This window comes from Yersinia nurmii, assembly GCF_001112925.1.
Taxonomy (GTDB): Bacteria; Pseudomonadota; Gammaproteobacteria; order Enterobacterales; family Enterobacteriaceae; genus Yersinia; species Yersinia nurmii.
This window is the reverse complement of sequence record NZ_CPYD01000013.1, coordinates 26,278-41,558: the sequence shown is the minus strand read 5'-3', so window position 1 is coordinate 41,558 and position 15,281 is coordinate 26,278. Positions and strand designations below refer to the sequence as shown.

The window sequence follows — 15,281 nt, the reverse complement described above, 5'->3', positions numbered from 1 at the left end:
ATGATTCGAGTCTTACTGCTATTTCTGCTGTTGATCGCCGGGATCATTCTTGGCCCTATGCTCGCCGGTCATCAAGGTTATGTATTGATTCAAACTGATGATTACAACATTGAAACCAGCATCACGAAATTGACCATTATGCTGGTTGGATTGATTTTTGTGCTGTATCTCATCGAATCTGTATTACGCCGAATGTTCCGCACCGGGGCTCGCACCAGAGGCTGGTTTATCGGTCGTAAACGCAGCCGCGCTCGCAAGCAAACCAAAGCCGCGCTGATCAAATTGGCCGAAGGCGACTTTAAGCAGGTTGAACATTTGCTTACCCGCAACGCCGATCACGCCGAACAGCCAATGGTTAACTATTTGCTGGCCGCCGAGGCGGCTCAACAACGCGGCGACGAGTTCCGAACCAACCAATATCTGGAGCGAGCTGCCGAAGTGGCAGATACCGACCAATTACCGGTCGATATCACTCGGGTACGCATTCAACTGGCTCAAGGGCAGATTCACGCCGCTCGCCACGGCGTTGATCGCCTGCTGGAGCTGGCACCACGTCACCCTGAAGTATTAAGGCTGGCGGAGCAGGCTTATCTACGCACCGGGGCTTTCAACTCATTGCTGGACATTTTACCGGCGATGCAGAAAATACAGTTGCACACCGAGGTTGAAATCAGTGCGCTGGAGCAACAGGCTTATATCGGCATCATGAATCAGTGCATGGCCGAAGAAGGCAGCGATGGATTGAAGCGCTGGTGGCACGATCAGAACCGCAAAATCCGCCATAATGTAGCGCTGCAGGTGGCTCTGGCTGAACATCTGATTGAATGTAACGATCACGAAGTGGCGCAACAGGTGATTCTGGATGGGCTAAAACGCCAATATGACGAAAGACTGATCTTGCTGATCCCACGGCTTAAATCAGGTAATCCCGATCCTTTGGAAAAAGCATTGCGTCAGCAAATCAAGCAACACGGCGCGACGCCGTTGCTAAATAGTACACTGGGGCAATTGATGCTGAAGCACGGTGAATGGGAACAGGCTAGCGAAGCCTTCCGCGCTGCGCTGCAACAGCGTCCCGACGGCTACGATTACGCCTGGCTGGCTGATGCTTATGACAAACTGCACCGCCCAGAAGATGCGGCTCAGGTGCGTCGTGAAGGGTTAATGCTGACGCTGAAACAAAACGGCGAGTAAACTCTTTTACTGTGATTGAGACAGGCTCCTGTGGGAGCCTTTCTTTTATCTGTCGAACCGTAAACTTTCCTACCGGCAAAAAAAAACACTTGCCGATTAGGCAAGTGTCATAAAATATCAGGTCTACAGTCAACAGATTGGTGCCTCACTCAACGTTGTGTCCGGTATGTGATGAAGGAGGAGGATTGGTTACCGCTCAACATCGTTTACGTGGACAATAGGCACCCTAAAATTGGCTCTGCATCATCCCTGGGTTTATGAAGACTAAGCTGTCATAAGAAGTGGGATGAGCATCTACAAGAGAGATACTGCACTTCCCGTGCCAACTTATTCAATCTCTTGAACGCGACTGAAAATAAAACCCAAAAAGTAACTTAACGTTATGAAATTAATTAATTTTTAATATTTTTAAAGCAGAACGGATTTATTCCTCTTCAGACCCTGAGTTTCATCTCGTTTGGATTTGATCTGTCGCTACAAAACGACGTAAAAACAGATTCCAATTTTTATTCATATTTATCATTGTCTTATATGTCTCCATTGAGAGACATTAGCGATATCTATTGTCGCAAAAACCCAACGCCGATAAATCGCGTTGGCGTTGGCGTTGGCGTTGGCGTTGGCGTTGGCGTTGGCGTTGGCGTTGGCGTTGGCGTTGGCGTTGGCAGGAGAACTGAATCCATTGCGCTAAGAAAACGCTACCTAATGAATCCTTTAATTGAGGTTCGCTCTTTGAATGATGCACAAGAGAATTAAAGCAGCGGAATATTGTTAAAGCAGACTGCCTGCGGACCTTCTTCTCTGCGATAAGAAGACAGGGTTAACGCTGAGGGACAAATTCAAGACGAAAAAAAACCCCGCATTGCGGGGTTTTCTTCGGAATGTGGTCGGCGAGAGAGGATTCGAACCTCCGACCCACTGGTCCCAAACCAGTTGCGCTACCAAGCTGCGCTACTCGCCGATTTCTTACTGCTTACTCTACATAGTCTTTCGACTTATGTCTATGTAAATATTAAAAAAATCTACATAGTTTGTGTGGTGCGAAGGGAGGGACTTGAACCCTCACGTCCGTAAGGACACTAACACCTGAAGCTAGCGCGTCTACCAATTCCGCCACCATCGCATGTTCCACAAAAATTTGGGGTGGCTAATGGGACTCGAACCCACGACAACTGGAATCACAATCCAGGGCTCTACCAACTGAGCTATAGCCACCATAACTTCTTTACTGCTCACAACCGTCGTACGCGGCAATATTACCACCGCAGCTCTTGCACACAAAATTAATGGTGCGCCCGACAGGATTCGAACCTGAGACCTCTGCCTCCGGAGGGCAGCGCTCTATCCAGCTGAGCTACGGGCGCTTAGCGCCGTTGCGGGTGAGGATACTACGGTTTTAATGCCTAACTGTCTAGTGCTTTTTTAGAAGAAATAGTGCGTTTGATTACGCTTTGCTCTCTCTGCCGCAAAAGACAGCTATTTAGTCCCCTCACCCAACCTTTATCGCTGGTTTTATAGACGTTTCGTCATCACTCGCGTTTCTTATGCATCCCTAATGCGAAATAACACAATGATACTAACGCCAAGAAAATCGCCCCAACTAATAAAGATAAGCGGGTATCCGGATTAATCCCCATGCCAACCAGCACACAAATCAAGAAAGCAATGGTTAGATAGTTCACATAGGGGAACATAATGGATTTAAACGGATGTTGCTTAATCGCTTCTTTATGTACCTGACGGAAACGCAGCTGGCTAATCAGCACCACAAACCACGGTACCATACCCGGCAAAACGCTGGCGCTGTAGACATACACAAACACCTGCTGAGGATTAGGAATGATGTAATTGAGGCTGGAACCGATCAGCAAACACAGAATAGTGACTGCGATACAGTAAACCGGCACGCCGCTGGCAGAAACTTTCGTCAAAACAGCGGGCAACTGGCGATTCTTCGCCAAGGCATACAACATACGCCCACCGCTATACATGCCGCTGTTACAGCCGGACAGCGCTGCGGTCAACACCACAAAGTTGATAATCCCAGCCGCTGCGGTAATACCAATCTTGGCAAATGTTAGTACGAACGGGCTACCGGTAGAACCGATTTCATTCCACGGGAAAATAGTGACAATCACGAAAATCGCCCCGACGTAGAAAATCAGAATCCGCCACAGAATATTGTTAATCGCGCGTTTTAAGGTGACCTGCGGGTTTTTCGCTTCACCGGCGGTGATACCAACCAGTTCCACGCCCTGATAGGACGCCACAACAATGCACAGCGCAAACAGGAAACCTTTCCAGCCACCAGCAAAGAAGCCGCCGTGCTGTGTCAGATTATCGAAGCCTATCGCCTGACCCTGATTGCCAAAACCAAAGAAGATCACGCCGATACCAACCACTATCATCACAATAATCGTGGTGACTTTGATCATCGCGAACCAAAACTCCATTTCACCGTACAACCGCACCGCTGCCAGATTCGCCAACGCGACAATAACTACGCCGGCGATCGCCGGTATCCACTGCGGCAATTCGGGGAACCAGAAGCTGACGTATAGGCCAATGGCGGTTATCTCCGAAATCCCCACGGCTATCCACATAAACCAATAGCCCCAGGCCGTCAGATAGCCAAAATACGGGCTGAGATACTTATGTGCGTAAACCGCAAAAGAACCGGCCACCGGCTCCAGATAGAGCATTTCGCCCATGGCACGCATAATGAAAAATACGAACAACCCGGCAATGATGTATGCCAGTAACACTGACGGCCCTGCCCATTTCAGCGTACTGGCTGCGCCCATAAATAACCCGACGCCAATGGTGCCACCTAGCGCTATCAGTTCGATATGCCGGGCTTCCAGCCCACGGTGTAATCCTTTTTTATCTTCGTTGTCTGCCATAAATCCTCTATAGACTTAATTTTGTTGTGTTCAATCCCCCGGATAACCCCGGTTGTTATAATTATCAGGAAAAGAGAAAAGCGACTGAGTTCACGCCGAGCACCTGCTAAAGGAAGCGCTAAAACTGCTGGTCTGCTGCAATTAGGTTAGAAAAATGCGTGCCGAGCCAACTTAAAAACTGTCGTACTCGTCACGGAAATTAACCGGCCAATATCGTTCCGTATCTGAATCATATAAGCAAACAACAAATTAAAACCTTATGGAATATAAAAATGATTTTTTATTCCTTAAAGGGATAAGGCGGAGATGTATTTTTGCGAGGAATAGCTCAGGAGGATAATACGGGCAGGGCTGGACTCACCAACCCTGCGACTGACGCGGGTTAAAGACGTCCAGAATAGTAATAGCCCACAAATTTAAGCAATTTAAGCTGGCGACGAATACGGCTCGGCTGCGACAGCAGGCGATACAACCATTCCAATCCTAGATTCTGCCAAACTTTAGGCGCTCGCTTTACATGGCCAGTAAACACGTCATAAGTACCGCCTACGCCCATATACAGCGCATTAGGGTGTACCTGACGGCAATCGCGCATAAAGATTTCCTGTTTTGGCGATCCCATAGCCACCGTCACAATCGCCGCGCCGCTGGCAGCAATGCGGGCGAACAAGGCGTCCCGCTGTTCAGGAGTAAAGTAGCCATCCTGTGACCCGACGATATTCACATTCCACTGCGCCCGCAGTTTTTCTTCTGTTTCTGCAAGGATTTCCGGCTTACCACCGACCAGAAACACCGGCGTCCCTTGCTGACCAGCACGCTGCATCAAGGCTTCCCACAGATCTGCCCCTGCAACACGCGACACTTCAGCACCGGCATACTTACGGCGAATCGCACGCACCATGCTGATGCCGTCGGCGTAGAGATACTCTGCATCATTCAACTGAGTTCGCAATGCGACGTCATCTTCTGCCTTCAGCAGCTTTTCTGCGTTCATCGCCACCAAAGTACCGGTTTTTACCTGCTCATTTCCCAGCAGATAATCCAGCACCTGAGCCATATCGCGGAACCCCCAGATATTGAAGCCACGCAGGTTATACTTAGGTATTTCTGTTTTTTGTTCCATTTCTACACTTAAACCTTACAGTTGACTCGTCGTGTCCGCAGAAGAAGCGTTGTTTGCCACAGTATAGCTGCGACGAATACGTTGCGTTATTAGTCCGCTGACGTCGAATAACCAATACAGCAATTTCGCTACCACCAGACAGGCGCCGAAAATAATGCAGAAGAAGACCACTCGGGAAACAAACGAATCCAAGCCTTCACGCGCCAATACGATCATATTAAATACGGCCCCGAAGCAGAAGCTTTGCAGAATCGCCGCCTTGTAGCGGTTGGTTTCCGCTTTGCCTTGCTCGTATAGCCAGTCAAACCACTTAATAATCAGCCCGACAATAATCGCCCCGATAGGGATAAACAACGCGCCGCCCATAACCACCAGAGAACCAATCAGCGTAGGGGAAATCGCTAGCCCGGAATGGTTATCCAATACGTCCCAAGTGAAGTAGTTCGCGGTATTCAGTACCAAATCAGGACGCCCCGGCCAGAGCCAGCTTGGGATAAACACGTAGAAATCTCGAACTATTGGTGCCAATCCCTGGAAATCTATCTTGTCGTAATTTTGCAGTAACAACCCTAGATTTTCCCACGGCGAGAAGGTGTCTCGCGTTAAGTACAGGAAGGTATAGAACGCCTCCGCGCCACTGACGTCTAGGCTATAGCGTTTCAGCGCCAGCCAGAACATACCGACAATACCGAATACGCCAGCTGCCACCAGCATCCACAGCGTAATCCAACCGCGTACAATGCCAATAAACAGGAACAGCGCAAAAGCGATAATGATATTGGCGCGCGTTCCTCCGACGATAACATAGGTCAGAATGCCGAAGGCGACGGTACTGGCGAGGAAAAAGAACCATGCCCGCATATCCTGTTTAAGGAAATACACCACCAACATCGCCGGAATGAAGAAGTAGAAGAAACGCTTCAGAGCCACACCGGAAACATCACTGGAGAATATCTGGCTATAAGAATTCAGCTTAAATAACAGGAAACCGTTCTGTAGGAAGAAAATACCCACGGTGCCAATTGCCACCAGCGCCAATAAGATCCAAGTCAGGTTGGTTTCAACCCGATTCATCGTAAATATCGGCCGCCGTGGCTGAGTTCGCGGCTTCCGCAGACGAGTTTTATAGGTGACATAGTAAATGGCGTAAAACGCCGTGGCCGACAGTATGGCGTACAGCAAATAGTCCGCCGGAACTACCGCGACATCAAACTGAAATACCAACATGCAGGTCAGCGGAAAACCGAAGTAAAACGTCAGCAAATACAACATGGAAAAGAAGACGTTAAAGTTGAAGCGAACCCGCCTGAACTCCTGATAGGTCAACGTGAGGATAAAAATCACTGCGATCAAATAGACGCTCAGCAAGCCGCCAAATTGCCCCAACGTCATGGGTTTTCTCCCGCCGCCAGCGCTAATGCCTGCTGCCAACCATCGATATAATTAGGATTAAAGAAAGCGATGGATTGCTTGTCCAGACCGGCCAATTGCCGTTGTGCTTCGCGAATCAAGGCTTCGTCGAGCGTATCCCCGTAGAATAACACTGGAATATGTTGCTCAGCCAAATCCTGCCAGAACGGATTCTGACGGCTAAGGACAAAAGGCACGCCAAATTGGGTTAACAGACACAAAGTGCCGATTCCCTGCTGACGATTGAAAATAAAATAGCCTAAGTCGCATTCGCGCAGAATATTCAGATAGTCATCGAAGGCAATCTGTTCGGTCAGAATACGTAGATTTTCTGCCGGAAATAACTTCAGCCCCGCAGTTCGCACCTGCTCGATATAAGCATCATTGTTCGCGGGATAGCCCATTGGCAAAATCACCCGAACATCGGCGCCAAACTGCTGACGAATGGATTTCAGCGCTTCGATATGCCGGTTAGTGGTATCACCGGAGTTACCCACTAAAATCGTCATTGGCCCGGCTAAAGGCTTCTCAACCTGCACGCCGGTCAGCGTCGGGTCCATGCGCGTTGGGAAATAAAGCAAAGACGCAGGCACGCGCGGATGACGTTGCTGATAGTGAATCAAATCCCCGCGAGTAGCAAAAACGTGCCCGACTCGCCCTTGGGCCAAGCGGCGCAGCAGGTAAAACAGGCGGAATTTCCAGCTTTTTGCATCTTCATACAGATCGGCACCCCAAACGTGCCAGAAAACCTGATATGGCTTAATTTTGCCACTTAATAAAGCCAACCACAGCGTGGCATTAAACTGTCCATGCCAAAAGAAACGGGTATTACGATCGGCTTGCGCACGCGCAATAACCGCCTCAGCCAACGCTTTTTTATTGGGCAGAGTTTCAATCTCTAAAGCATCAAAAACAGCAAAGGAGGCACTGTCTTTCGCCGCCACCATGAAATGCCGCACCTGTTCGGCGGGCAGGCGCGCGGCAAGCACATCGTTAAAGAAGCGCAGCACCGTCTGGTTATGATGCGGGATGTCAGATCCCAATACGTGAATCAGGGTTTTCATGTTTTTCTAGGTAACGAAGATCTACGGTAAATGACAAATACGCAGCTACACAGGGCAAAATAAACGATATAAGTAGCCATATAAGCCTGGGCTGCGCCAAGAGAACCATGTAACGGAATCAGCCAATGGGCAAAGCCGGTTAACAACAGGAACTGGCTAACTTCCGCTAGAATATAAAACCGCAGGGAGGCTTTTGCGATAACCAAATAGCCAAAGACATAAGACCCTACTTTTAGCACGTCACCCACTAACTGCCAGGCAAATAAATCACGCATCGCGGTAAACTGCTTAGAGAATAACAGCCAAATCGCAAAATCACGCAGTAACCACACCATCATGCTGGCTGCGGCAACCACAGGCAGTACAAACTTCAGCGAGCGTAAAACCTCGCGGGAAATATCCGCTTTATTCTTTAAACGCGACAGCGTCGGCAACAAATAAACGGTAAAAGAGGCAGTAATAAACTGCAGGTAGGCGTCTGAAATACTGCTTACCCCTTGCCAAATACCGACTTCATCCCAGCCATACTGTTTTGCCAGCAGATTACGCATCATCACGTAAGCGACGGGAAGCGTGACTGAGGTAATCAGCGCCATGATGGTGAACTTACCCAAATGGCTAGCCAGCGCCTTGTCCCAACTTAGTTTAAGGTAGCTGAAGGGAATAGTCTTGCGACGCACCAGAATAAAAGTCGCTGGCACGACGACCAACGCAGGAACCAATGCTAACCCCACTAACGCGCCAAAATAGCCACCAAATCGGAAGCAAATATAATAAGCCACTACGCCAATCAGACTACCGCCGATAATCGCCAGCGCGTTGCCCATCGCATCGCGATAACCTTTAAGAATAGCCAGAAACAGGTTCGCGTAAGCGATACCCATTTGAATAAAGGCGACGGCACGTACGACATTCTCATAATCAGCACGGCCAAATAGCGCCACGCTCACCGGTTTTGCCGCAAATAAAAACAGCAAAGCCAATAAGGTAGAGAACCCCAACACTATCGCCGATGAGGTGCCTAATACCGCACGTAGTCGCTCCGGTTGCTGATGATATTCTGCAACATATTTGGTAACGCCGTTAAAAATACCGGCTCCCGACAATACGCCTAATACCGTAATTAACTGGCGGAAGTTACCCGCCTGTCCAACGCCGCTGGGGCCAAAAGTGACCGCCAGCAGTTTAACTACCAGCAAACCTACGCCGATCTTAATCAGCGTAGAGCCTGCGGTCCAAATAGATGCTTTTGCCAGTGACATATCAGGCGAAGAAACTCAGTACGCGGTTAATAATGATTTTCTGGTTGGCTTCGGTCAGATTATAGAAAACCGGTAGACGCACCAGACGCTCACTCTCTTTGGTGGTAAAGCAATCCTCACCGGATAAACGACCAAATTCGGCACCCGCCGGGCAGGCATGCAACGGAATATAATGGAAGACCGTCATAATATCGGCTTCTTTCATATAGCTGATAAAGGCCGAACGCTCTTCAATATCGCGTAGTTTGATATAAAACATATGAGCATTCTGTTCAACATCAGCAGGAACCATTGGTAAATCGATACGGCCAGCGTCAGCAATAGGCTTGAATGCGGCATAGTAATTTTGCCACAGAGACAATCGACGTTGATTAATCTGTTCAGCCGCTTCCAACTGCCCCCAAAGGTAGGCAGCCTGTAAATCAGCCATCAGATAGCTAGAACCGATATCACGCCAGGTATATTTATCCACCTGACCGCGGAAGAACTGGCTGCGGTTGGTGCCTTTTTCGCGGATGATTTCGGCGCGATCGATCAGAGAGGGGTCATTAATCAGCGTTGCGCCACCTTCTCCACCCGCCGTGTAGTTTTTGGTTTCATGGAAGCTAAAGCAACCAATATGACCAATCGTACCCAGCGCTTTGCCTTTGTAAGTCGACATCACGCCCTGAGCGGCATCTTCGACCACAAACAGATCGTATTTTTTTGCCAGCGCCATGATGGTATCCATCTCGCAGGCAACGCCAGCATAGTGAACGGGCACAATTACTTTAGTTTTATCGGTAATCGCCGCTTCAATTTTGGTTTCATCGATATTCATGGTGTCTGGACGAATATCGACAAATACCATTGTTGCACCGCGCAATACAAAGGCATTAGCGGTGGAAACAAAGGTAAAACTCGGCATGATCACTTCATCGCCGGGCTTAATGTTCAGCAACAACGCCGCCATTTCCAGCGATGCGGTGCAAGAAGGGGTCAGCAAGACTTTCGGGCAGTTAAAACGCTGCTCCATCCACTGCTGGCAACGATGGGTAAAACCGCCATCGCCGCAAAGCTTCCCGCTGTTAATTGCATCTTGCATATAACCAAGTTCGGAGCCAACAACCGGTGGTGCGTTAAATGGAATCATTTCATCCCCTGCATAACCAATAAGCGGTGCTCTCAATAGATGCCCCGCTACGAATATAGAGACGCAAAGCTGCGACGTTGCTCATCTGAGTGGCGACATGTAGCCGCTGTAACCCGTGATGCTGACACCACTGCTTTGCCGCCGACATAAGTTTTGTACCAATACCTTGCCCTGTTGCTCCCGGAAACGCCGCCAGCAAACCAATTCGAGCCGAGCCATCCTGCAAACTACGCAAAGTGACAAACCCGATAGCCTGATTATGGCTATCGACCACCAGCAAACATTGGTGGTCGAAAGTTCCCAGCACCGCTTTTTCGGCCCAAAGCGCGTAGAAACGCCCGCTATCCTGTGGCTCATACCAAGGCGCGCGAAAACGACTAAGAGCAAAAGCGCTGGCTGCGGCGCTGCGCAACTGAGGAATATCCAATTCAGTTGCGATCCGGACTGAGCCTGCAGCCAGCATATCGGGGAAGGCGGAACTCGTCGCCGTTCCCGAATGGTCAACTACAGAAGCAGTTTCCGTGCCAATCGGCAGTGAAAGATCAATTTCACTTTCAACCAGACGAAAACCCAGCGGATTAAGGGCATCTACCCAATCCAGACGGTGCGCAGGGATTTTGGCCTGAACCAAAGCATAAGCACCCAATTCTGCCGGGTTCAGCAACGGGGCAGAATCAGATAAGTTCAGTTTTGCGCTGTGTCTCTGGAAAAATTCACTTTCCCAGTTCAGCGGTTCAATATTGGCGCGGACGAGCATGCAATAAATCCAGCAGATATTTACCGTAACCCGTTTTGGCCAAAGCGGTGGCGGCGCGTTTTACGCCATCATCATCCAGCCAGCCATTACGCCAGGAAATTTCTTCCAAACAGGCGATTTTAAAGCCCTGACGCTTCTCTACCGTTTGTACAAAGGTACTGGCTTCAATCAGGCTATCGTGGGTACCGGTATCTAACCAAGCAAAGCCGCGCCCCAATAGCTCAACCGTTAACTCACCGCGCTCCAGATACATCTGGTTGATGGTAGTAATTTCCAGTTCACCGCGGGAAGAAGGTTTAACCTGTTTGGCAAAATCAACCACTTGATTATCGTAGAAATAAAGCCCGGTTACCGCCCAGTTGGACTTAGGCACGCTTGGTTTTTCTTCGATGGAAAGCGCTCGGAAATTATCATCGAACTCCACCACGCCAAAACGCTCTGGATCCATCACCTGATAGCCAAAAACGGTCGCACCTTTCTGTCGGGCAACGACGCTTTTCAGTTTAGGGCTAAATCCTTGACCAAAGTAGATATTATCGCCAAGAACCAGACAGCAAGGTTCACCGTTAATGAACTCTTCGCCGATCAAGAATGCCTGCGCTAAGCCTTCTGGCTTAGGCTGTGCAGCATAACTGAGGTTAATACCAAACTCGGAACCATCCCCCAGCAAACGCTGGAAGGAAGGCAAATCTTCAGGAGTGGAAATAATCAGAATATCGCGAATGCCGGCCAGCATTAGGACTGACAACGGATAATAAATCATGGGTTTATCGTAAACCGGGAGCAGCTGTTTGGAGACGCCGCGAGTAATAGGATGTAAACGGGTACCGGAACCGCCCGCCAGAACTATGCCTTTCATAGAAACTCCTGATTTGACCTGTAACAACGCGCTGTTCAAATGAAGCAGCGCGTTAGATGGCCGTGCAGTGACTTTTAGACGTGCTGGCGAAACTTAATCGCTCAGACCCAAACGTTCGCCGGCATAAGAGCCGTCCTGTACGCGTTGCCACCAGGATGTGTTGCTAAGATACCAATTGACGGTCTTACGAATGCCGCTCTCAAAGGTTTCCTGTGGACGCCAGCCCAGCTCTCGCTCAATCTTCCCGGCATCAATGGCATAGCGCATATCGTGGCCTGGGCGATCTTTGACATAAGTGATCAAATCACTGTAGTGGGCAATTCCCGCGGGTTTGTTTGGCACCAGTTCGTCTAGCAAAGTGCAAATGGTTTCTACCACTTCAATATTTTTGCGCTCGTTGTGCCCGCCGATATTGTAGGTCTCGCCTACTACACCCTCGGTCACTACCTGATATAGCGCGCGTGCGTGGTCTTCTACATATAACCAGTCACGAACCTGAGCGCCGTTGCCATAAACAGGCAAAGACTTACCGGCCAGCGCGTTTAAAATCACCAGCGGAATCAGCTTCTCTGGGAAATGATATGGGCCATAGTTATTGGAACAGTTAGTGACCAACGTCGGCAGGCCATAAGTACGCAACCAGGCTCGAACCAAATGGTCGCTGGAAGCTTTTGACGCGGAATACGGACTGCTTGGGGCGTAAGGCGTGGTCTCGGTAAAGAGATCGTCCGTGCCGTGCAGATCGCCATACACTTCATCGGTAGAGATATGGTGGAAACGAAATGCTTGCTTTTTCTCTACTGCCAGCGCCTGCCAATAGTGCCGAGCGGCCTCCAACAGCGTGTAAGTACCCACAATATTGGTTTCGATAAAAGCGGCTGGACCATCGATGGATCGATCCACGTGACTTTCAGCGGCCAGATGCATCACGGCATCTGGCTGATACTGCGTAAAGATACGATCCAGCGCAGCGCGGTCACAAATATCAACCTGCTCAAACGCATAGCGATCGCTGTCTGCCACGACGGTCAGGGATTCTAAATTTCCTGCATAGGTGAGTTTATCAACCACCACAACGCTGTCGGCCGTGTCATTGATGATATGTCTCACCACGGCGGAGCCGATAAAGCCGGCGCCACCAGTGACCAGAATACGTCTCAACGCCATACTCCTTTGGTATCAACAATCCACTGTTGCTTCACTTCTTCAGGTTTAATTGCCTTAAATTGACTGTGATCAACCAGCATCACCAGCACATCAGCTTGCTGCAGCGCTTCCGCCGTGTTTTTCAGCGTAACGTTGCCCGCTAATGATTTCGGTAATTGCTCTACGTTCGGCTCAACCACCAAGGTTTCACCTGCATGCCATTCTGCAATCAGGTGCGCGATTTCTACCGCCGGACTTTCACGTAGGTCATCAATGTTTGGCTTAAATGCCAGACCGAAGCAGGCAATTTTTACTTCTGATGCACGCTTGTCGCTATTCGCCAGGCAATCAGCCACCGCTGCTTTCACGCGATCGACAACCCATAAAGGTTTGCCATCATTGACCAGACGCGCGGTATGGATCAGACGCGCCTGCTGCGGATTTTGCGAAACAATAAACCAAGGATCGACAGCGATACAGTGACCGCCCACGCCCGGACCAGGTTGCAAAATATTGACGCGCGGATGACGGTTCGCCAAACGGATCAGTTCCCACACGTTAATGTCTTGGTCGGCACAAATTAGCGACAGTTCGTTAGCAAAAGCAATATTGACATCGCGGAAACTGTTTTCAGTCAGTTTGCACATTTCAGCGGTGCGGGCATTGGTCACCACGCATTCACCTTCCAGGAAAATCTTGTACAGCTCGCTGGCGCGGGCAGAACATTTTGGCGTCATACCGCCAATCACCCGATCATTCTGAATCAGTTCAACCATCACCTGCCCCGGCAGTACCCGCTCTGGGCAATAGGCGATATTGATGTCTGCTTCTTCTCCAGCCTGCTGCGGGAAGCTCAGATCAGGGCGGAATTCAGCCAACCACTGAGCCATTTGTTCTGTAGCACCAACCGGTGAAGTCGACTCCAGAATCACCAGATCGCCTTGCTTCAGCACCGGCGCAATAGATTTAGCCGCAGACTCCACGTACACCATGTCAGGTTCGTGATCGCCTTTAAACGGCGTTGGCACAGCAATCAGGAAAGCATCGGCTGCCAATGGCTTAGTGACCGCCTGCAAATAGCCGCCTTCAACGGCAATTTTGACAACTTTATCCAAATCCGGCTCGACGATATGAATCGCACCGCGATTAATGGTCTCGACCGCATGAGCGTTAACATCAACGCCAATCACCTTTTTCTTGCGCGAAGCAAAAGCGGCTGCGGTAGGTAAACCGATATATCCAAGACCGATAACAGAAATAGTTTCAAAACTCATAGCGTCACCTGATGATTCTTTAATGCTTCTAGGATGCGTTGACAGGCGTGCCCGTCACCGTAAGGATTATGTGCCCGGCTCATTTGGTGATATGCATCTTCATCCACCAGCAAATGGGTCACTGCATCTACAATTTTTTTGACGTCAGTTCCCACCAGCAGAACGGTGCCTGAATCTACCGCTTCCGGGCGCTCGGTGGTATCACGCATAACCAGCACCGGCTTGCCTAGCGATGGCGCTTCTTCCTGAATTCCGCCCGAGTCCGTCAGAATCATATAAGCATGGTTCATCAGGTAGACAAATGGCAGGTAATCTTGCGGATCGATCAGGATGATGTTGTCGACGCCGTGCAGGATACGGTTAACCGGCTCGCTGACGTTGGGATTAAGGTGAACCGGGTAAACGACCTGCACGTCCGGGTGATTACGGGCAATTTCAGCCAGTGCGCTGCAAATGCGCTCAAACCCGCCGCCAAAGCTCTCGCGACGATGGCCTGTCACTAGAATCATTTTCTTATTGGCATCGAGGAAAGGATAGCGAGCGTCCAGATCCTTACGCAGTTTCTCGTCTTTCAACACCCGATCGCGCACCCAAAACAGCGCGTCTATCACAGTGTTTCCCGTCACAAAAATACGATTATCCGGCAATAACTCACGCAACAGGTTCTGACGCGAATTTTCCGTTGGCGCAAAATGGTACATAGCCAAATGCCCAGTAAGCTTACGGTTGGCTTCTTCTGGCCACGGGGAATAAAGGTCTCCGGTACGCAGGCCCGCTTCAACGTGGCCTACTGGAATTCGCTGATAGAACGCGGCCAAACTGGTTGCCAAAGTCGTGGTGGTATCACCGTGGACTAAAATGACATCTGGTTTAAATTCGGCCAAAACGGGCTTTAAACCTTCCAGAATACGGCAGGTTATTTCAGTCAGTCCCTGTCCCGGCTTCATGATATTCAAATCATAATCGGGCTCAATCTCAAACAATCTTAGAACCTGATCCAACATCTCTCGGTGTTGAGCAGTTACGCAGACTTTTGATTCAAAGGCTTCATCCTGAGCCAAGGCATGCACCAGAGGAGCCATTTTGATGGCTTCAGGACGGGTGCCAAAAACAGTCAACACTTTCACAGTGAATCTCTTTTAGGTCAGTTAGCCGCA

Annotated in this window: 13 protein-coding genes and 4 tRNA genes; 2 read left to right on the top strand and 15 right to left on the bottom strand. The window is 49.7% G+C overall.

From position 1 onward, the window contains the following. Together hemY and AD970_RS19710 are read left to right on the top strand one after the other, a co-directional pair. Entirely contained in the window at positions 1–1,194 is a 1,194-nt protein-coding gene (gene hemY / locus AD970_RS15115; protein ID WP_049600789.1) for a protoheme IX biogenesis protein HemY, read from the top strand. A gap of 531 nt (positions 1,195–1,725) precedes the next feature. Beyond that, a complete protein-coding gene (locus AD970_RS19710; protein WP_072080668.1) occupies positions 1,726–1,950 on the top strand; it encodes a hypothetical protein in 225 nt (74 codons plus the stop codon). Positions 1,951–2,078: 128 nt separating this feature from the next. Here the strand turns inward: AD970_RS19710 and AD970_RS15110 are convergent. The 15 genes from AD970_RS15110 to wecB all read right to left on the bottom strand — a co-directional run bounded on the left by AD970_RS15110 (position 2,079) and on the right by wecB (position 15,251). Continuing rightward, positions 2,079–2,155: transfer RNA gene (locus AD970_RS15110), tRNA-Pro, on the bottom strand. 75 nt (positions 2,156–2,230) lie between these two features. Further along, positions 2,231–2,317, bottom strand: a tRNA-Leu gene (locus tag AD970_RS15105). A gap of 16 nt (positions 2,318–2,333) precedes the next feature. Continuing rightward, positions 2,334–2,409, bottom strand: a tRNA-His gene (locus AD970_RS15100). Positions 2,410–2,481: 72 nt separating this feature from the next. Further along, positions 2,482–2,558, bottom strand: a tRNA-Arg gene (locus AD970_RS15095). A 165-nt stretch (positions 2,559–2,723) separates the two neighbouring features. Beyond that, positions 2,724–4,097, bottom strand: coding sequence for a bifunctional threonine/serine APC transporter ThrP (thrP, locus tag AD970_RS15090; protein WP_049600786.1), 1,374 nt, complete (start codon positions 4,095–4,097; stop codon positions 2,724–2,726). 382 nt (positions 4,098–4,479) lie between these two features. Continuing rightward, positions 4,480–5,220 carry a lipopolysaccharide N-acetylmannosaminouronosyltransferase gene (gene wecG, locus AD970_RS15085; RefSeq protein ID WP_049600783.1) on the bottom strand — a complete coding sequence of 247 codons (741 nt, stop codon included), beginning with the start codon at positions 5,218–5,220 and terminating at the stop codon, positions 4,480–4,482. 15 nt (positions 5,221–5,235) lie between these two features. Beyond that, a complete protein-coding gene (gene wzyE, locus AD970_RS15080) occupies positions 5,236–6,612 on the bottom strand; it encodes an ECA oligosaccharide polymerase (protein WP_049600781.1) in 1,377 nt (458 codons plus the stop codon). Beyond that, on the bottom strand, positions 6,609–7,694 hold the full coding sequence (locus AD970_RS15075) for a TDP-N-acetylfucosamine:lipid II N-acetylfucosaminyltransferase (protein WP_049600779.1): 1,086 nt from the start codon (positions 7,692–7,694) through the stop codon (positions 6,609–6,611). Before AD970_RS15075 ends, wzyE begins: the two co-directional genes overlap by 4 nt. Next, on the bottom strand, positions 7,691–8,956 hold the full coding sequence (wzxE, locus tag AD970_RS15070; protein WP_049600776.1) for a lipid III flippase WzxE: 1,266 nt from the start codon (positions 8,954–8,956) through the stop codon (positions 7,691–7,693). The genes AD970_RS15075 and wzxE overlap by 4 nt, the downstream gene beginning before the upstream one ends. 1 nt (position 8,957) lies before the next feature. Beyond that, positions 8,958–10,088, bottom strand: coding sequence for a dTDP-4-amino-4,6-dideoxygalactose transaminase (gene rffA, locus AD970_RS15065; protein WP_049600773.1), 1,131 nt, complete (start codon positions 10,086–10,088; stop codon positions 8,958–8,960). Position 10,089: 1 nt separating this feature from the next. Then, positions 10,090–10,845: a dTDP-4-amino-4,6-dideoxy-D-galactose acyltransferase gene (gene rffC, locus AD970_RS15060; RefSeq protein WP_049600771.1), complete on the bottom strand. Its 756-nt coding sequence runs from the start codon at positions 10,843–10,845 to the stop codon at positions 10,090–10,092. After that, complete coding sequence (gene rfbA / locus AD970_RS15055; RefSeq protein ID WP_049600769.1) at positions 10,823–11,704, bottom strand: glucose-1-phosphate thymidylyltransferase RfbA; 882 nt, start codon at positions 11,702–11,704, stop codon at positions 10,823–10,825. The genes rffC and rfbA overlap by 23 nt, the downstream gene beginning before the upstream one ends. Before the next feature lie 93 nt (positions 11,705–11,797). Then, positions 11,798–12,871 (bottom strand): dTDP-glucose 4,6-dehydratase, encoded by a 1,074-nt coding sequence (rffG, locus tag AD970_RS15050; protein ID WP_049600766.1) that lies wholly within the window; start codon positions 12,869–12,871, stop codon positions 11,798–11,800. Continuing rightward, positions 12,862–14,124: a UDP-N-acetyl-D-mannosamine dehydrogenase gene (gene wecC / locus AD970_RS15045; protein WP_049600763.1), complete on the bottom strand. Its 1,263-nt coding sequence runs from the start codon at positions 14,122–14,124 to the stop codon at positions 12,862–12,864. The genes rffG and wecC overlap by 10 nt, the downstream gene beginning before the upstream one ends. Next, positions 14,121–15,251, bottom strand: coding sequence for a non-hydrolyzing UDP-N-acetylglucosamine 2-epimerase (gene wecB / locus AD970_RS15040; protein ID WP_049600759.1), 1,131 nt, complete (start codon positions 15,249–15,251; stop codon positions 14,121–14,123). The genes wecC and wecB overlap by 4 nt, the downstream gene beginning before the upstream one ends. Positions 15,252–15,281: the final 30 nt, after the last annotated feature.

Bases quoted from the DNA above. Each gene is read 5' to 3' on its own strand.
- hemY (WP_049600789.1), top strand. From the start codon at position 1: ATGATTCGAGTCTTACTGCTATTTCTGCTGTTGATCGCCGGGATCATT.
- AD970_RS19710 (WP_072080668.1), top strand. From the start codon at position 1,726: ATGTCTCCATTGAGAGACATTAGCGATATCTATTGTCGCAAAAACCCA.
- thrP (WP_049600786.1), bottom strand. From the start codon at position 4,097: ATGGCAGACAACGAAGATAAAAAAGGATTACACCGTGGGCTGGAAGCC.
- wecG (WP_049600783.1), bottom strand. From the start codon at position 5,220: ATGGAACAAAAAACAGAAATACCTAAGTATAACCTGCGTGGCTTCAAT.
- wzyE (WP_049600781.1), bottom strand. From the start codon at position 6,612: ATGACGTTGGGGCAATTTGGCGGCTTGCTGAGCGTCTATTTGATCGCA.
- AD970_RS15075 (WP_049600779.1), bottom strand. From the start codon at position 7,694: ATGAAAACCCTGATTCACGTATTGGGATCTGACATCCCGCATCATAAC.
- wzxE (WP_049600776.1), bottom strand. From the start codon at position 8,956: ATGTCACTGGCAAAAGCATCTATTTGGACCGCAGGCTCTACGCTGATT.
- rffA (WP_049600773.1), bottom strand. From the start codon at position 10,088: ATGATTCCATTTAACGCACCACCGGTTGTTGGCTCCGAACTTGGTTAT.
- rffC (WP_049600771.1), bottom strand. From the start codon at position 10,845: ATGCTCGTCCGCGCCAATATTGAACCGCTGAACTGGGAAAGTGAATTT.
- rfbA (WP_049600769.1), bottom strand. From the start codon at position 11,704: ATGAAAGGCATAGTTCTGGCGGGCGGTTCCGGTACCCGTTTACATCCT.
- rffG (WP_049600766.1), bottom strand. From the start codon at position 12,871: ATGGCGTTGAGACGTATTCTGGTCACTGGTGGCGCCGGCTTTATCGGC.
- wecC (WP_049600763.1), bottom strand. From the start codon at position 14,124: ATGAGTTTTGAAACTATTTCTGTTATCGGTCTTGGATATATCGGTTTA.